Annotated in this window: 13 protein-coding genes and 1 tRNA gene; 9 read left to right on the top strand and 5 right to left on the bottom strand. The window is 44.1% G+C overall.

Going from position 1 to position 16106, the window contains the following annotated elements; all coding sequences use genetic code 11:
- Positions 1 to 187 precede the first annotated feature (187 nt).
- Positions 188 to 625, bottom strand: coding sequence for a peptidylprolyl isomerase (locus MR764_RS19580; RefSeq protein WP_247981150.1), 438 nt, complete (start codon positions 623 to 625; stop codon positions 188 to 190).
- A gap of 378 nt (positions 626 to 1003) precedes the next feature.
- Between MR764_RS19580 and MR764_RS19575 the strand changes: the two genes are divergently transcribed.
- Together MR764_RS19575 and MR764_RS19570 are read left to right on the top strand one after the other, a co-directional pair.
- Positions 1004 to 1651, top strand: coding sequence for a class I SAM-dependent methyltransferase (locus tag MR764_RS19575; protein WP_247981149.1), 648 nt, complete (start codon positions 1004 to 1006; stop codon positions 1649 to 1651).
- Positions 1652 to 1657: 6 nt separating this feature from the next.
- Positions 1658 to 3019 (top strand): amino acid permease, encoded by a 1362-nt coding sequence (locus tag MR764_RS19570; RefSeq protein WP_247981148.1) that lies wholly within the window; start codon positions 1658 to 1660, stop codon positions 3017 to 3019.
- Here MR764_RS19570 and MR764_RS19565 read toward each other — a convergent pair whose 3' ends face one another.
- Positions 3020 to 3757, bottom strand: coding sequence for a lysophospholipid acyltransferase family protein (locus MR764_RS19565; protein WP_247981147.1), 738 nt, complete (start codon positions 3755 to 3757; stop codon positions 3020 to 3022).
- 179 nt (positions 3758 to 3936) lie between these two features.
- On the opposite strand from MR764_RS19565, the gene MR764_RS19560 reads away from it, so the two are divergent.
- Positions 3937 to 5250: a Gfo/Idh/MocA family oxidoreductase gene (locus MR764_RS19560; RefSeq protein ID WP_247981146.1), complete on the top strand. Its 1314-nt coding sequence runs from the start codon at positions 3937 to 3939 to the stop codon at positions 5248 to 5250.
- A 57-nt stretch (positions 5251 to 5307) separates the two neighbouring features.
- Here the strand turns inward: MR764_RS19560 and MR764_RS19555 are convergent.
- Positions 5308 to 5378 (bottom strand) — tRNA-Cys (locus tag MR764_RS19555).
- 624 nt (positions 5379 to 6002) lie between these two features.
- The gene (gene folB / locus MR764_RS19550; protein WP_247981145.1) at positions 6003 to 6353 is read right to left on the bottom strand and encodes a dihydroneopterin aldolase; all 351 of its coding nucleotides are present in this window, start codon (positions 6351 to 6353) and stop codon (positions 6003 to 6005) included.
- Positions 6354 to 6464: 111 nt separating this feature from the next.
- Here folB and MR764_RS19545 point away from each other — a divergent pair, with 111 nt between their 5' ends.
- Complete coding sequence (locus MR764_RS19545) at positions 6465 to 8171, top strand: glutamine--tRNA ligase/YqeY domain fusion protein (RefSeq protein WP_247981144.1); 1707 nt, start codon at positions 6465 to 6467, stop codon at positions 8169 to 8171.
- A 56-nt stretch (positions 8172 to 8227) separates the two neighbouring features.
- Here the strand turns inward: MR764_RS19545 and MR764_RS19540 are convergent, their stop codons facing one another.
- A complete protein-coding gene (locus MR764_RS19540) occupies positions 8228 to 9151 on the bottom strand; it encodes an IS1595 family transposase (RefSeq protein ID WP_247981143.1) in 924 nt (307 codons plus the stop codon).
- 321 nt (positions 9152 to 9472) lie between these two features.
- Here MR764_RS19540 and MR764_RS19535 point away from each other — a divergent pair, with 321 nt between their 5' ends.
- The 5 genes from MR764_RS19535 (at position 9473) to MR764_RS19515 (ending at position 16061) form a co-directional block, all read left to right on the top strand.
- A complete protein-coding gene (locus MR764_RS19535; protein ID WP_247981142.1) occupies positions 9473 to 9844 on the top strand; it encodes a hypothetical protein in 372 nt (123 codons plus the stop codon).
- Between the two features lie 95 nt (positions 9845 to 9939).
- Positions 9940 to 10662, top strand: a complete 723-nt coding sequence (locus MR764_RS19530) for a DUF5668 domain-containing protein (RefSeq protein ID WP_247981141.1) — start codon at positions 9940 to 9942, stop codon at positions 10660 to 10662.
- Between the two features lies 1 nt (position 10663).
- A complete protein-coding gene (locus tag MR764_RS19525; protein ID WP_247981140.1) occupies positions 10664 to 11716 on the top strand; it encodes a histidine kinase in 1053 nt (350 codons plus the stop codon).
- Position 11717: 1 nt separating this feature from the next.
- Positions 11718 to 12467 carry a LytTR family transcriptional regulator DNA-binding domain-containing protein gene (locus tag MR764_RS19520; RefSeq protein WP_247981139.1) on the top strand — a complete coding sequence of 250 codons (750 nt, stop codon included), beginning with the start codon at positions 11718 to 11720 and terminating at the stop codon, positions 12465 to 12467.
- Positions 12468 to 12782: 315 nt separating this feature from the next.
- Positions 12783 to 16061, top strand: coding sequence for a hypothetical protein (locus tag MR764_RS19515; protein WP_247981138.1), 3279 nt, complete (start codon positions 12783 to 12785; stop codon positions 16059 to 16061).
- Positions 16062 to 16106: the final 45 nt, after the last annotated feature.

Genomic DNA, 16106 nt, shown 5'->3' with positions numbered 1-16106 from the left:
TATCTCAGTGACAACTTGCAATTTAAAGGACATCGAATAGTCCTTCTGTGTACGCTTAACGTACTGTGAATGATTGATTTCTTTCATAACGCTACTTTTTGTGTAACGCTATTTCAGGACGAGACAAGTTTAAAATAAAAAAAGGGGAAATGCCGAGCAATTCCCCTTTCTGTCTTATGCTTTTTGTTTAGCCTTCGGTAATTACAATTTTTTCGATTACATCGCCTGCGCGAATGGCATCGATGACTTCCAAGCCTTCAAACACTTTCCCAAAGCAAGTATGTTGACGGTCGAGGTGTTGTGTGTTTTCGCGGTTGTGGCAAATAAAAAACTGCGATCCTCCAGTGTTTCTTCCGGCGTGTGCCATCGAAAGAACACCGCGATCGTGGTACTGGTTGTTACCCGTCAGCTCGCATTTAATGCTGTATCCCGGACCACCGGCGCCGGTTCCATCGGGGCAACCTCCCTGGATCACAAAATTCGGAATAACCCGGTGAAAGGTAAGACCATCGTAAAAACCTGATTCCGACAAATTAATAAAATTGGTAACGGTTCCCGGTGCGTCTTCTTCGAAAAATTTGACTTTCATTACCCCTTTTTCGGTATGAATCTCTGCTATTTTCATATTCTTCAACTTTAATTCAATGCAAATGTATGAAAAGTTACGGGATTTAAATGAACGGAAATGGTTTGCTCTTATTGGCAGATAGGCAAGGATTTAGTAGGAGACTTGTCTGAGTAGAGAAGCATCTAAACAGAAAGAAGGAGACCCAGTGGCCTCCTTCCAAATGTTAACCCCCAAACACACAATATGGGATGAATCCCAAATGCACTACAAAGATAGTCATAACCAAAAGGTAGGAGAAGTGATATTTGTTAGTATTCTGTAGTGGTATGTTCTGTTGCCTATGTGGACAGGTATTGTGCTTAAAAACAGGCAACTTGACAGGTGTTAGATTTTCGTTGAATTATTTTAACTTTATCGCTTCTAAATCGACTTTAAATGGAACTTAAGAAATGGATGGCACTGTTTGTTTTATTGCTGTTTGCAGCAGCAAACGTTAATGCTCAATACCCACCGGTGGAAAACAAACTCGACAAAAAAATAAAAGCCTTTTTGGAAGATAATGCAACGAATTGGCGCGACATGAATGTTCCGATTTCGGATGGGAAGGCCTTGTACGATATTATTGTAAAAAACGGATATACCCAGGCCGTGGAAATTGGCACGTCAACCGGGCATTCAGCGATCTGGATTGCCTGGGCGCTTAGTAAGACCGGCGGAAAACTGGTTACCATCGAGATTGACAGTGAACGCTACCTGGAGGCTCAGGCAAATTTTAAGAAAGCCGGAGTTTCAAAATACATAGACGCACGATTAGGCGATGCCCACGAGTTGGTGCCTGAGTTGGAGGGACAATACGATTTTGTGTTTAGTGATGCCGACAAGTTCTGGTACAAAAACTATTTTATCGCCCTCGATCCAAAGTTAAAAGTTGGAGGGTGTTTTACGGCACACAATACGGCCATGAGATCCAACGGAATTCTTGAATTTTTGGAATATGTTGAGAGTCTCAGCAATTACAAAACAACCTTCGACGAAGATAGTCGGGAAGGAATTTCAATAAGCTACAAAAAGGCATCAAAATAAAAGCCCTTGTTTGATTTTAATCAGCATCTCGAACGAAAATTAGGCTTGTTTCCGGTCACAAACATTGTGGTCGCCAACATTATCGGAGCCGGAATTTTTACCACTACCGGCTATATTATGGACTTTCTGGGCAATCCCTGGCTGATGATCGGTTTATGGTGCGTGGGGGGACTAATATCGTTTTGCGGCGCGCTGGCTTTTGGCGAACTTGGCGCTGCGTATCCCGAAGCCGGCGGCGAATATGTATTTATTTCGAAGCTGTTTAGTCCGCTACTTGGATTTTTAAGCGGATGGTTATCGTTACTGGTTGCCTTTTCCGCACCCATTGCAGCATCTGCCATCGGCTTCAGCAAATATGTTATCTGGGCTTTCCCCGATTTTCAGCATGCCCTAATGTTGAATGATGCTATTTCTCCCGAAACTTTTAGCAGTCTTTTGGCCATTTTGCTTATCCTGGGATTTAGTTTGATTCATTCCTCTGGAGTAGTTTTTGGAGCTCGTGTTCAAAATGTACTCACCGTTTTTAAAGTCGTCCTTTTGGTGGGGCTGATTATGGCCGGCTTTGCTTTTGGCGAAGGTAGTTTTACGCATTTTCAAACACCGCATACCTTGCGTTTCGATTTTGAAGGCTGGAAAGCAATCGGTTTATCACTGGTTTTTGTGATGTATGCCTACAGCGGTTGGAACTCGGCCACTTATATCGGTTCTGAAATCAGAAATCCACGAAAAATAATTCCGCTCTCGCTATTAATTTCCACTTTGGTGGTAACCGTTTTGTATGTTTTGCTGAATTTGTTTTTTGTGTATGCCATACCGGTTCAGCAAATGGTGGGCGAACCCGAAATTGCCGGGATGGCCGCCGGTAGCGCGTTTGGTCCCATTGCCGAAAAGGTTATCTCTTTACTGATTGCCTTTGCGTTGTTTTCATCGTTGAGCGCTTTTATTATTTTGGGGCCACGGGTGTATTATAAAATGGCTCGCGACGGGTATTTCTTCAAAAGTATCGCAGCCATTCAGCCGCAACGAAAAGTTCCGGTAAATGCTATTTATCTGCAGGCGGCTATTGCAATCGTTCTTGTTTTGTCGGGTACATTCGAGCAAATTCTGATTTACATGGGATTTGCATTGGGGATCTTTCCGGTGATTGCGGTGGCAGGTGTTTTTGTATTAAGAAAGCGGAAGAAAAGTGTTTTACCCTTATGGGGCTATCCCTGGGTGCATATCGTTTTTGTTGTGTCGGGAGTGGTGATGTTGGTGCTGGCTTTTTTTCAGCAGCCCGTTGAATCAACTGTTGCTATTCTGACGGTGCTTTCCGGGATTCCTGTTTTTTATTGGTTTAAGGCCCGGAAGAAAAAGGCGGAGAATTGATTACATCTCGCGAAGCATATTGTCGATGCTTTCCCTGGTTTTTGTTTGCAACACCTTGTAGTCCGAATCAATAATTGGCTTGCCGTACTGAATCTTAACGTGGCTGACCGGTTTTCCCATTTGGCGGAAAAAATGCGCCAGAAAGGTATCGTCGTCGACCCACGCATCTTCAATATCCTGGTATTGAATGGCCATCGGAATAAGCGGAATGCCTGTTTCTGCTGCTATTTTGAAACTCCCGTTTTTAAAGGTTTTGGTGAGCGGGCCTTTGTAAGTGGTACCTTCAGGAAACAAAGTAACCGGAATTCCCTGAGAAACCGATTCTTTAATTTTTTTCATGGTATTGATCAGGCTGCCGGTGTTTTTGCGGTCTACCAAAATGGAATTCGAAACGGTCATGGCCAGTTTTCCCATCGGCCACTTTGCGATTTCAGCTTTCCCAACCATTGCCGAAGGTGTTAAACCTGCAATAATAAAAATGTCGAGGTAACTTCGGTGGTTAGACATCAGTATAAAATTGCTGTCTTCCGGAAATGCTTTTTTCTCGAGCCGGATACCACAAATCCAGGTCAGCGAGCGGCCCCAGTTACCCATGGTCCAGCGTTGAACCTTTCGGCTGAATCCGGATGTTTTCATCCAAACCAAAGCGATGGTTGAAAAAATGAGGGTTGATATTAGTACGAGCAGTAAACGAATAAAAGCCAGGGGACTGAATAAAATAATACGGACTACTTTCATTTCTTAATGTCTGTTTGAATCACAGATTTCTTATTTCACAAATATGCTAAAAGAATTTTTATATCTAACTGTTCATTTCTTATGATATTATGTAAATTTCGACTTCGACCTGATCGGATATTCACTTGAGATTCCTACTTTTATATTTCAATATGCAACACCTTTAACAAAATAGTACTATGAGTAAAGAAAATTTCTCGAGGAGGAGGTTTATCAGTACTGCCGCTGTAGGAATGGCGGGTATTACGATTTTGCCTTCTTTACATTCTTGTGCAACGAAAGCTGTGGCCGATGACAGCATTCGTTTGGGATTTATCGGACTGGGCCGTCAGGCTATGTTTCTGATGAATGGTTTTCTGCAAATTGCCGGGGTAAAAGTGGTAGCCGGATGCGATGTTTACGGCCGCAAACGTACCCGTTTCGAAAACCGCGTGAACGAGTTTTATGCGTCGAAAAAGCAAAATGTAGAAGTTAAATCGTACGAACGTTTCACCGATTTGCTGGCCCGACAGGACATTGATGCCGTGGTTATTGCGGTTCCTGACCACTGGCATGCTTTGATTGCAATTGCTGCCTGCAATGCCGGTAAAGATGTTTACCTCGAAAAACCGATGACGTTTACCATTAAAGAAGGCCAGGAGCTGATTAAAACGGTGCGTGGTAACAACCGTATTCTTGGAATCGGGAGCCAGCAACGTTCGGATCCAAATTTCCAGCATGCCGTAAAAATGGTTCAGAGCGGTGCCATCGGAAAAGTTGAAAAAGTGAACGCCTATGTTGGTGCTCCGCCAACTCCTTATAATTTGGCTGAAGAAACGCTTCCTGAAGATTTGAACTGGGATCTGTGGTTGGGACCTCTGCCCGGTGATATTCATTTTAATAATGAACTCGATCCGCCTATTTCTCTTGATCCTCCAAAAGATGAGGAATTCTGGGGAGCGTGGCGCTGGTACAAAGAAATGGGTGGTGGTTTCACTACCGACTGGGGTGCACACATGTTCGACATTGCTCAATGGGGATTAGGTATGGACCGTAACGGACCGGTGAAAATTGCACCGATTGGTGATGGTTCTGAATTCATCCGCTGGGAATATGAAAACGGTGTGGTGATGACTTCGGAAACGTTTAACGAAGAAAAAACCAAGGGAGTGAAATTCTGGGGCGATAACGGCTGGATTGAAGTATCACGCGGTTATTACAAGGCTTCTGACGATTCGTTGCTGCCACCCGACAGTGGTCAGGCTGCCGACGACACTCCATATGAAACCAAAATTCCACACCAGGTTAATTTTATCGAAGCTGTGAAAAAACGGATTGATCCGGTAGTGCCGGTGGAAATCGGACACAGTTCGTGCACCGTTTGTACGCTGGGTAACATTGCCTGCGATCTGGGACGTGAAATTATCTGGGATCCAAAAGGACAGTCGTTTGGAAACGATGAAGCTGCGGTGGCACACATGCATTACAAATACCGTGAACCCTGGAAATTATAAGCTTAAATGTGATATAACGAAAAAAGGGCAGTCTCTTCAGATTGCCCTTCTTTTTTGAGGTTCCTGGCGGATTCGAACCGCCGTACGCGGTTTTGCAGACCGCTGCCTAGCCACTCGGCCAAGGAACCTTGTTTGTTTCGGTGTGCAAAAATATAAATTTTATTAGTTCCTGCAACAGAGAAATACAAAACGTAACTATTTACGTAATTTTTGCCAATGCGAATTCACATGTGTCCCTTCTGCAACATAATGGTGCTCAATGTTTGATTTTGGACTCTTCCCTTCCTGAAGCTCTCTTTTTTTTGTGCCAGAACACTTGTCGCGGCAACCTCCTTCGCTTAAATTTTTCGTACTCAAAAACATGATATATAGGTTGAAAATTGTGCTTTCGAAAATACGAATTAAAAGTTTAAAAAATTTGATATAAGTCAGGATTGTATTGATAGTTAAATATTTGGTAACATCACTGTGATTAGTTAACGGAAGCAGGATTGAACAGTCTGGTGGATTAAAGTAGATTGAGAGGCGATTTTTTAGTCTCGTTTATTGAAGGCATAAATGCATAAATGCTTTAATGCGTAAATGATAATATAAACTGCAAGCTACCAGCAACAGCGAACACGTGATTGATTATTCAATATTGAATATTGATTATTGAAAATTCTTTTATGCCTGAAAACTGAAACTGTTGATTAAATCATAAAGAATCTAACGCATCATATATCAGCCCCTCTGCCTTTGCCTGAGCCTTTTTATCTTTCCAGTGTAACGCTTACCCGTTCCATCTCGCCACCCATCGGCGGATTCATTTTGGAGATTTTAATTTTCGCCTTTTCAATTACCGGGAACTGAGCATACAAGGCATCAAGGATGCGGAATGCCACATTTTCGAGAAGGGCCGATTTAATTTGCATTTCTTTCTGAATGGTCTCGTAAACTGCCTGGTAATTTAACGCATCATCCAAATTATCGCTTAGCCCGGCCTTGCTGCAATTCGTTTCGATACGAACATACGCTTCAAAATTATTTCCCACAATTTGCTCGGCAGCGAAATGCCCGTGATAGGCATAAAACTTCATCCCTTCGATTTCAATAACTCCCATGTTTTAAAAATATATGGGCACAAAAGTAATAAAATGAGAGGGTAGCAGCCGATCTCACAAATCATTTTTTAATTTTGTACGCTTTAAAATAAGGGGTTAATTCGAAAAAATATGGCAGAAAATAACACAGCAGCTAATGCAGAAGCCAAAAAGAAGGCAAATTTTATTCATATGCAAATCGATGCCGATCTGGCAGCCGGGAAAAATGACAAACGGGTTCACACGCGTTTTCCCCCGGAACCCAACGGGTATTTGCATATCGGACACGCAAAGTCAATCTGTTTAAATTTCGGCCTTGCCCAGCAATACGGAGGTAAAACCAACCTGCGTTTCGACGATACCAATCCTTCGAAAGAGGAGACCGAATATGTGGAATCGATCATGGAAGATGTTCGTTGGTTGGGTTTCGATTGGGATGATCGTCTGTATTATGCTTCTGATTTTTTCCCAAAGCTGTATGCTTTTGCTATTCAGTTGATCAAGGAAGGAAAGGCTTATGTCGATGATCAGGATGCGGAAACCATCAGCGCTCAGAAAGGTACGCCTCAGAAACCAGGTATGGAAAGTCCTTTCCGCAGTCGCCCGGTGGAAGAAAACCTTGATTTGTTTGAAAGGATGGCTGCCGGTGAGTTCAACGAAGGCGAGAAAGTTTTGCGCGCCAAAATTGATATGACATCGCCGAACATGCACATGCGCGATCCGATTATTTACCGGATCATGAAAGCGCATCATCACCGTACTGGTGATAAATGGTGTGTTTACCCGATGTACGATTTCGCCCACGGACAGTGTGATTACTGGGAAGGAATTACGCACTCTATCTGCACGCTCGAATTTGAAGTGCACCGCCCTTTGTATGATTGGTTTATTGATCAGTTAAAAGATAGCGATTACCGTCCGCGCCAGATTGAATTTGCGCGCCTGAACCTGACCTACACCGTGATGAGTAAACGCAAGTTGCTCGAACTGGTGAAAGACAAACATGTTAATGGTTGGGACGATCCGCGTATGCCCACCATCTCGGGCCTGCGCCGTCGTGGATATACGCCCGAATCCATCCGGAACTTTTCGGATAAGATTGGTGTGACTAAAGTGGATGGAACGATCGATGTTTCGCTGCTCGAATTCAGCGTACGCGAACATTTAAATAAAACCGCTCAGCGGGTAATGGGAGTCATAAATCCTCTGAAAGTGGTGATTACGAATTATCCCGAGGATCAGGTTGAACAATTGGGAGCCATCAATAATCCCGAAGACGAATCGGCGGGAACACGTCAGGTACCGTTTACACGCGAGCTTTACATTGAGCGTGACGATTTCATGGAAGATCCGCCACGCAAGTTCTTCCGACTGGGACCGGGCAGGGAAGTACGTTTGCGTTACGCATATTTTGTGACGTGTACTGATGTGATCAAAGATGAAAACGGAGAGATCGTTGAATTACATTGTACCTACGATCCGGCTTCAAAAGGAGGAAATTCTCCCGACGGACGTAAGGTAAAAGCAACACTGCATTGGGTTTCTGCCACCGAAGGCGTGAAATCTGAAGTTAGATTATACGACCGTCTTTTTAACGATGAAGAACCGGATGGCCATAAAGATGTCGATTTCAAGGAATTCATGAATCCTGATTCACTTCAGGTACTCACTGATTGTTATCTTGAACCGTTTATTAAAGATTCGAAGCCGCTGGATCATTTCCAGTTCGAACGTCTCGGGTACTTTAACATGGACCCCGATTCAACGCCAGAAAAACCAGTGTTTAACCGGACGGTTGCATTAAAAGATTCATGGGTAAAAGCCCAAAACAAAGAATAGACAAGGCGGGATCATCTCCCGCCTTTTTTTTCTGAAAGTCAATTTTTTGAAATTGCTTATCCGTTTTCATGCCAGTAATTAGAAGCAATAGCGACAGTTAACCTGTCGAACAGCCTGTCTCCAAAGTATCTGCGGTTCAGTTTATAACAAAACTCGTCCAGATAAAGCTGCAAGTATTTGCCTTTAATTTTGTGATAAATCCCTAAAAGAGTACGCTTTGCATTGCTGATTGCAATATGAACCCACTGTAAAGTTGTTTTGGTGGTTTCCCGTGTGGATTTCTCTGTAACATGCACCTCAACATAGTTGGCAATATCAAAATAACTTGTGCTTCTATCACTGAAAACAATACTTTCTTGTGCTATATTCTGACCGATAAACCCGTTAATTTCTTCAACTCCCTGACCTTCAAGAACCTTCATTTTGAAGTAACGACAGTGTTTCTCCTTTTTACCTGTTTCCGGATCTTCGAGTGGAGTGGATTCTGCTGCCACAGCTACATTCTGCTGCCGCTGGCTTCCCCTTCCTCGTTTTAGTTTTTGCTTGTCCTTCTCACTGGTTTCTGTTTCAAAATAGGCCTCGTCAAATTCAACCATTCCTGTCAGTTCATACTGACTGTCGCGTTTGCCCATTGCCTCTCTTATCTTGTGCATCATTGCCCAAATTGTTTCGTAACGGCTATGTTCTAACTGCCGTTGCATTTCTGCTGCCGAGATTCCCTTTTTACTGAAACTCATAAAAGCCATTGCCAGATACCATTTGCGAATTGGGAGCTTGTGATTCTCCATCATTGTCCCGCTACGAAGGGTGGTTCTGAAACGACACTCAGAACATTGCCACTGCCATTTGGCTTGTAGCCAATAATGTTTCGTACAACCACATTTTTTGCATACAATACATTCCTGCTCACGCACCTGGCGGAAATGCTGCCTGCAACTGTTCTCATCGGGAAAAGACTCAATAAATTTGATAATATTCATATCATTTCTGTTTCCCATAAGATAGTGGTTTTATATTTTAGTGGTATGTAATCGGACAAGCAATTTTGAAATGTCCAATTCTCAATTTCGAATGTAAAATATCCAACAAAATCCGGGAAATTGGATATTGGGAATTCTACATTAGATATTCTGGTAAGAGTAACCATCTTAACTTTCATTCCTTTTGGTGATTCCCTAGAATCATGATTGTTTTGTTAATTCGCTCGGTTCACCGATTTATCGCTTGGGTTAACCGAATGAAAACTGCATGAAAAGGAAGTGTTTTATACTTTTATTCCTGAATCATAAAACAGCTACATCATGCAGGAGAAACCTCACAAGGATAATTCAAAACAAGTACTGGCGGTCGTACTGATCGTTTTCGGCATCGTATGGTTAATGAAACAATCCGGAGTTTTTAGTGTATTCCCGTTTCATCATTTACATCCTGTTTTTGTTCCGTTTCAACAGCTTGCAAGTAAACTGGGACATCTGGTTTTCTCGTGGCCCATGGTGTTGATTGTGGTAGGGCTGGTGCTCATGGCCGGCAGACGTTCTGTCGGATTGATACTTTTAATTGTGGGAGGGGTATTTCTTATCCCCAAATTATTTTTCCCGGAATTAACAATTGCGATTGTATTGCCACTAATTCTGATCGGATTTGGTGTGGCGATTGTCGCCCGAATGTTATAATGCGTATCTTAACCGACAAATCTGCGTGCTTTGCCGAATAAAAAGCAGGCGGAGTAACCAATGAACCTAATTTTGAATTTCTAATTTCGAGAGTAATGGAACGAAGAGAATCATCGAATAAAAGAGTATATTTTGGCCTGTTCATGATCGCGATTGGCGTATTGTGGATTATGGAACGACTCGGTTGGATTTCTGATTCCTGGAACAATATTCTCATTTCGTGGCAAATGTTACTGGTCGGTATCGGGGTGTTTTCGCTGATCGGAGGAAACAAAACAACCGGAACGGTATTGATCGTTATTGGCGGTTTTTTCCTGTTACCCGAAATGATGACCATACCTAAAAATTTGCGGGAAATTGGCTGGCCCATGCTGATCATTATTATCGGAGTTGTTTTGCTGGTTACTCATTTCGGAAGGCCCAATCCTCATAAAGATCAACCCACATTTGATGCGGGAAGAGCATACGGGATCCATTATTTTGATGAATTCGTGATTTTCGGCGGCCGCGAAGTGTACATCGACTCGAAAAGCTTTCTCGGGGGAAAAACAACTACTATTTTTGGCGGGGCCGAATACGATCTTCGCCAGGCGGTGTTGTCGCAAAACGGAGCGGTGGTCGATTGTGTTTCTATTTTTGGCGGCTGCGGTTTTAAAGTTCCGCCCGACTGGACCGTAAAAAATGAAGTGACAGCCATTTTCGGCGCCTTTACCGACAAACGGGGAGCTACCATTAACCATATTGTCTCGGATCCTTCCAAAACACTTATTATAAAAGGATTTGCAGCATTTGGTGGCGTTGAAATAAAATACATGTAAAATGGACATCCGCCACCCGTTTATTACCAATCCAAGACTTTCAATTGGCTACGGACTGTTCTGGATCATTGCTTCTACCATTTTGGTATTAATAGCGACCCTGATAAATGGTGTAGCACCGGGAACTGCTATTCTCGAGATTTTTACCTTTCTTATTCTTTACGCCATAATCGGAACTGCCATCTGGTATGTCATAAAATTCAGTACGCTCGAAAACAACAGCATTCTGCGGGTGATTCTGGCCCATCTGATTGCTGCATCCATCATCGTTTTTATTTGGATGTACATCGGAGTAGTCTTGGTTAAGGCATTTCATCCCGATGCCCGGCAGTGGCTTGGTCTTACAGGTTTTGATCGTACCATAGCCGGCTATGTGCTGTACCTGGGTTTTGTGGTTTTCTTTTACGCCGTAAATTATTACTATGCGTTCAAGGAAAAATCGAAAAACGAAACACACCTGAAAGCACTGGTGAAGGAAGCCGAATTACATGCTTTGAAATCGCAGATCAATCCTCATTTTTTATTCAACAGTTTGAACAGCATTTCGTCGCTGACTATGACGGATCCCGCCCGTGCCCAGGAGATGGTGATCAACCTCTCGCAACTGATGCGGTATTCGCTCAAACACGATCAGGACGAGAAAGTTACCTTTCGCCAGGAACTGGAGAACAACAAATTGTACCTTAGCATCGAAAAAGTACGTTTCGGTAAAAAACTAAACCCGGTTTTTGCCATCGACGAAGGGTGTATGGAGGCGACAATTCCGAATATGATTCTTCAGCCCTTATACGAAAATGCCATTAAATACGGTGTTTACGAAGCTACTGAAACCATTGATGTAATAACGCATTGTAGGCTGAACGGAAGCATGCTCGAGATTGTAATCAGCAATACCTACGACAAAAATGTATTAAGTAAAAAAGGCGAGGGGATCGGTTTGCGCAACATCCGCGACCGTCTTCAGGTAATATACGGAAACCCGCATCTGCTAAGGATTGCCGACAACAATAATGAATTCACCGTAACATTGAACATACCACAAAAACTGAAATAAAATGACCGAAAAATTGCGCACCATCATTGTGGAAGACGAAGAATTGGCCCGCAACCTTATGAAGAATTTTTTGTCGGATATCGAATCGGTTGAGATCATTGCCGAATGTGAAAACGGATTTGAAGGGGTAAAAATGATCAATGAATTAAAACCCGATCTGGTTTTTCTGGATATCCAAATGCCCAAGATCACCGGATTCGAGATGCTCGAGTTGCTCGAACATAAACCCCAGATTATATTTGCTACGGCCTACGATCAGTATGCTCTGAAAGCTTTTGAGTTTAATGCTGCCGATTATTTGCTGAAACCCTATTCGAAAGACCGCCTGGTGGAAGCGGTAGCCAAGGTTGAGGAACGTATTCAGGCCGATGGCCGTGAGTCGGACGTGGCAGAGAAAATCAGTGAGTTTCCGCGCGAAGGTTACCTCGACCGCGTAGTGGTGAAAGACCGCAATAAAATTCACATTGCACCGGTTGATGCGATCCGTTACATCGAATCGATGGACGACTATGTGATGATCTACACCACCGATGGCCGCTGGATGAAGCAAAAGACCATGAAATATTTCGAGACCGTGCTTAATCCAAATAATTTTGTAAGGATTCACAGGTCATACATCGTTAAGGTCGATGAAATCTCGGAAATCCAGCAGTACGAAAAAGAATCGTATGTGGTTATTCTTCACGACAAAACCAAGTTAAAGGTTAGTAAAACAGGCTATAAAAACCTGAAAGACATACTGAACTTCTGATTTGGAAAGAATATTACTGGTCAGGTTTTCTGACTTCTCATCTCACAGCGTGGAACCTTTTCCGCGTTTCTCAGAGCGTTAGGTTTTTACTTTCACCCCATCTTCATTCTGCAGAGGTAGGGAGAAGAGTGTGTTTTGTCCCGTTGGCTCAGACAGATTATTTGTATATTCATTGTCTCGATTCGAGTCTAAACCAATGGAGATGATCAAAACATATCATTTTCTTCCCTGCAAGTTAATTCCCGGGATGTGCATCCTATATGGCTTGCATGCCGAACTTTCTGTCGTTCGAAATTCTCATAAAAACTATATCTAATGAAAAAACTGTTACTTATGCTGGCCGTCGTTTTTCTGATCTCGACGGTTGTAAAAGCAGAAAAAAAAGAAGACGAAAAAAAGGAAGAACCCAAATCCTTTATTAACTCCGATCTGGTGAGTGGATTAAAATGGCGAAGTATCGGCCCCGCCTGGGCAAGTGGGCGAATTGCCGATTTTGCCGTGAATCCATACAATACAAAGGAATATTATGTGGGTGTAGCCAGTGGAAACATTTGGAAAACGGAAAACAACGGAACTACCTGGAAGCCGGTTTTTGACAACTACGGCGCCTATTCAATCGGAGTGGTAGTGCTCGATCCTAATAATTCAAACGTGGTTTGGGTGGGTACCGGCGAAAATAACCATCAGCGTGCATTGGGTTATGGCGATGGCGTTTACAAGTCGTTGGATGGAGGAAAATCGTTCAAAAATATGGGATTGAAAGAAAGCCGTCAGATTGGCGGCATTGTGATCGATCCCCGGAATTCGAACATTGTTTTTGTAGCTGCCGAAGGGTCTGCCTGGGGGCCGGGTGGAGAGCGCGGCCTCTACAAATCGGCCGATGGTGGCGAAACCTGGAAAAAAGTGCTCGATATCAGCGAAAACACCGGAGTCAACAACGTAAAAATCGATCCTTCCAATCCTGATATCATGTACGCCACATCAGAGCAACGTCGACGCACTTCGTTTACGAAAATTGGCGGCGGACCCGAGTCGGCCGTTTACAAATCAACCGATGGCGGTGAAAACTGGCGTAAGATTATGAAAGGCCTGCCGGGGGTACAACTCGGAGGAATGGGAATTGATGTTTCTCCGGTGGATACTAACGTGGTTTATCTGATTGTGGAAGCCGCCGACGACAAAGGAGGCTTCTATCGTTCGACCGACAAGGGCGAAAGCTGGGAGAAAATGAGCAGTTATCATTCCAGCGGACAGTATTACAACGAGATTGTTTGCGACCCGAAAGACGTGGATAAAGTGTATTCCACCGAAACCCGCTCGGTGTACACCGAAGACGCTGGAAAAACCTGGAAGAATATCTCAACCAAAACCCGTCACGTTGACGACCACGCGATTTGGATCGATCCGAAAGATACCCGTCATTTTATGATCGGCGGTGACGGCGGTGTTTATGAAACCTGGGATGGAGGCGAAACCTTTGACTTTAAGGAAAACCTTCCGGTTACCCAGTTTTACCGCGTGTTTGTTGACGATGCAGAACCATTTTACAATGTGTACGGCGGTACACAGGATAACAATTCAATGGGAGGGCCATCGCGGAACACCAGCCGCAATGGCGTGATCAACGACGACTGGTACGTTACCATGGGCGGCGATGGATTCTGGGCGGCTACCGAACCGGGAAACCCCGACATTGTGTACACCGAATACCAGTACGGAAATATGTTTCGTTACGACAAAAAAAGCGAGGAAACCATCAGCATAAAACCGCGCGAGCGCAAAGGTGAACTGACTTATAAGTGGAACTGGAATGCACCGCTGATCCTGAGCCCGCACCTGAAAACACGTTTGTATGTGGCTGCCAATAAGGTTTTCCGAAGCGATGACCGTGGAAATACCTGGGAGGTGATCAGCGACGATCTTACCGCGCAGGTCGACCGGAATTCTTTCCCGGTAATGGGAAAATACTGGCCTGCAGATGCGGTGGCAAAAGATGTTTCCACTTCGCAGTGGGGCACCATTGTTTCGCTCGAAGAATCAAAATTAAAAGAAGGATTGCTGTATGCCGGAACCGATGACGGAGTAATTTCGATCACCGAAAATGGTGGCAACAGCTGGACCCAGGTAAAAGCTTTCCCAGGTGTTCCGGAGTATACCTATGTGAGCGATCTGCTGGCCGACCGCTATGATGAAAATGTAGTGTATGCCACTTTCGATAACCTGAAAAGCGACGACTTTAAGCCCTACGTTTATACAAGTACCGACAAGGGGAAAACATGGACTTCCATTTCAGGAAACCTGCCCGAAAACGGAACCGTTTATACGATTGTGCAGGATTACCTTCGTCCCGAATTGTTATTTGTCGGGACTGAGTTTGGTATTTATTTCACCGTGGATAACGGACAAAACTGGGTAAAACTAAAATCGGATCTGCCTACCATTGCTGTTCGCGATATGACCATTCAGGAGCGCGAGAGCGACCTCGTGATTGCCACCTTCGGACGTGGTTTTTATATTCTTGATGATTACAGCCCGTTGCGAGAGCTAACTCCCGATCTGGAAAACACGAAAGCTGCGATTTTCCCGGTTAAAGATGCCTTGATGTATATTCAGACTGACGGAAAAGACAACCAGGGTGACACCTATTTTTACTCAAAGAATCCGGATTACGGTGCTACTTTTACCTATTTCCTGAAAGAGGTTCCAAAGACCCAAAAAGAGCTTCGGAAAGAGGAGGAAAAGAAATTGTTCGACGAGGGTAAACCCATTCCGCAACCCAGCTGGAGGGAACTGCAACTTGAAGACAAGCAGGAAAAAACACACCTGATTTTTACAATTTACGATGAGGCGGGCAATGTGGTGAGCCAGTTTACCAAATCGCCATCGAAAGGAATGAACCGGGTAACCTGGAACATGACCTATACTTCCAACGCCGGTAGCCGGTTTGGTGGCAATTTCGACCCTACGTCAACTGGAGGAGGTCGCGGAATTATGGTACTACCGGGTATCTACAAAGTAGGAATGCAGATGTGGCACGAAGGTGAATTGACCACGCTGGTCGAGCCGGTTGAATTTACCTGTAGGAAATTAAACAATACCACGCTACCGGCTGAAAACTACAAAGAGAATGTTGAGTTCGCGGCTAAAGTCAACCAACTGGCCTTGTCGGTGGTGGGAGCCGGTAGATTAATCACCGAATCGATGGACAAGGTGGAGCAGATCAAACAAGCCATTTATGCAACACCGGGTGCCCGTCAGCAGTTGATGGACAAAGCAAGGGCAGTGGCGGTTGAACTGGAAGCGCTGAATTACAAAATGAACGGCGTTCCGGCCAAAGCAAGCGGAGAGGAAGTTCCGCCGGAACAGGTGCCGCTGAACGATAGGCTGGGACACATCACCTATACGCACATGGGATCGACCAGTGGAATTACAACCACCGAAAAACGCGGGTACGAAATTTTGAAAGAAGAATTTCCTCCGGTACTGGAAAGCCTGAGAAAAATAGTGGAACAGGAAATTCCCGCACTGGAAGCTGAACTGAACAAGATCAATGCGCCATGGACCCCCGGGCGTTTTATCGATTGGAAAGAATAGGTTCGCCTCGGGCTATAAAGAAATTCACCCGGTGACTTTGAGTCA

It is taken from the genome of Maribellus sp. YY47, from assembly GCF_023111095.1.
Taxonomy (GTDB): Bacteria; Bacteroidota; Bacteroidia; order Bacteroidales; family Prolixibacteraceae; genus Draconibacterium.
The sequence above is the reverse complement of the archived record's forward strand: the minus strand, read 5'-3'. Positions and strand labels throughout refer to the sequence as shown.

Bases quoted from the DNA above. Each gene is read 5' to 3' on its own strand.
- MR764_RS19575 (WP_247981149.1), top strand. From the start codon at position 1,004: ATGGAACTTAAGAAATGGATGGCACTGTTTGTTTTATTGCTGTTTGCA.
- MR764_RS19515 (WP_247981138.1), top strand. From the start codon at position 12,783: ATGAAAAAACTGTTACTTATGCTGGCCGTCGTTTTTCTGATCTCGACG.
- MR764_RS19545 (WP_247981144.1), top strand. From the start codon at position 6,465: ATGGCAGAAAATAACACAGCAGCTAATGCAGAAGCCAAAAAGAAGGCA.
- MR764_RS19525 (WP_247981140.1), top strand. From the start codon at position 10,664: ATGGACATCCGCCACCCGTTTATTACCAATCCAAGACTTTCAATTGGC.
- MR764_RS19540 (WP_247981143.1), bottom strand. From the start codon at position 9,151: ATGAATATTATCAAATTTATTGAGTCTTTTCCCGATGAGAACAGTTGC.
- MR764_RS19580 (WP_247981150.1), bottom strand. From the start codon at position 625: ATGAAAATAGCAGAGATTCATACCGAAAAAGGGGTAATGAAAGTCAAA.
- MR764_RS19535 (WP_247981142.1), top strand. From the start codon at position 9,473: ATGCAGGAGAAACCTCACAAGGATAATTCAAAACAAGTACTGGCGGTC.
- MR764_RS19565 (WP_247981147.1), bottom strand. From the start codon at position 3,757: ATGAAAGTAGTCCGTATTATTTTATTCAGTCCCCTGGCTTTTATTCGT.
- MR764_RS19520 (WP_247981139.1), top strand. From the start codon at position 11,718: ATGACCGAAAAATTGCGCACCATCATTGTGGAAGACGAAGAATTGGCC.
- folB (WP_247981145.1), bottom strand. From the start codon at position 6,353: ATGGGAGTTATTGAAATCGAAGGGATGAAGTTTTATGCCTATCACGGG.
- MR764_RS19530 (WP_247981141.1), top strand. From the start codon at position 9,940: ATGGAACGAAGAGAATCATCGAATAAAAGAGTATATTTTGGCCTGTTC.
- MR764_RS19560 (WP_247981146.1), top strand. From the start codon at position 3,937: ATGAGTAAAGAAAATTTCTCGAGGAGGAGGTTTATCAGTACTGCCGCT.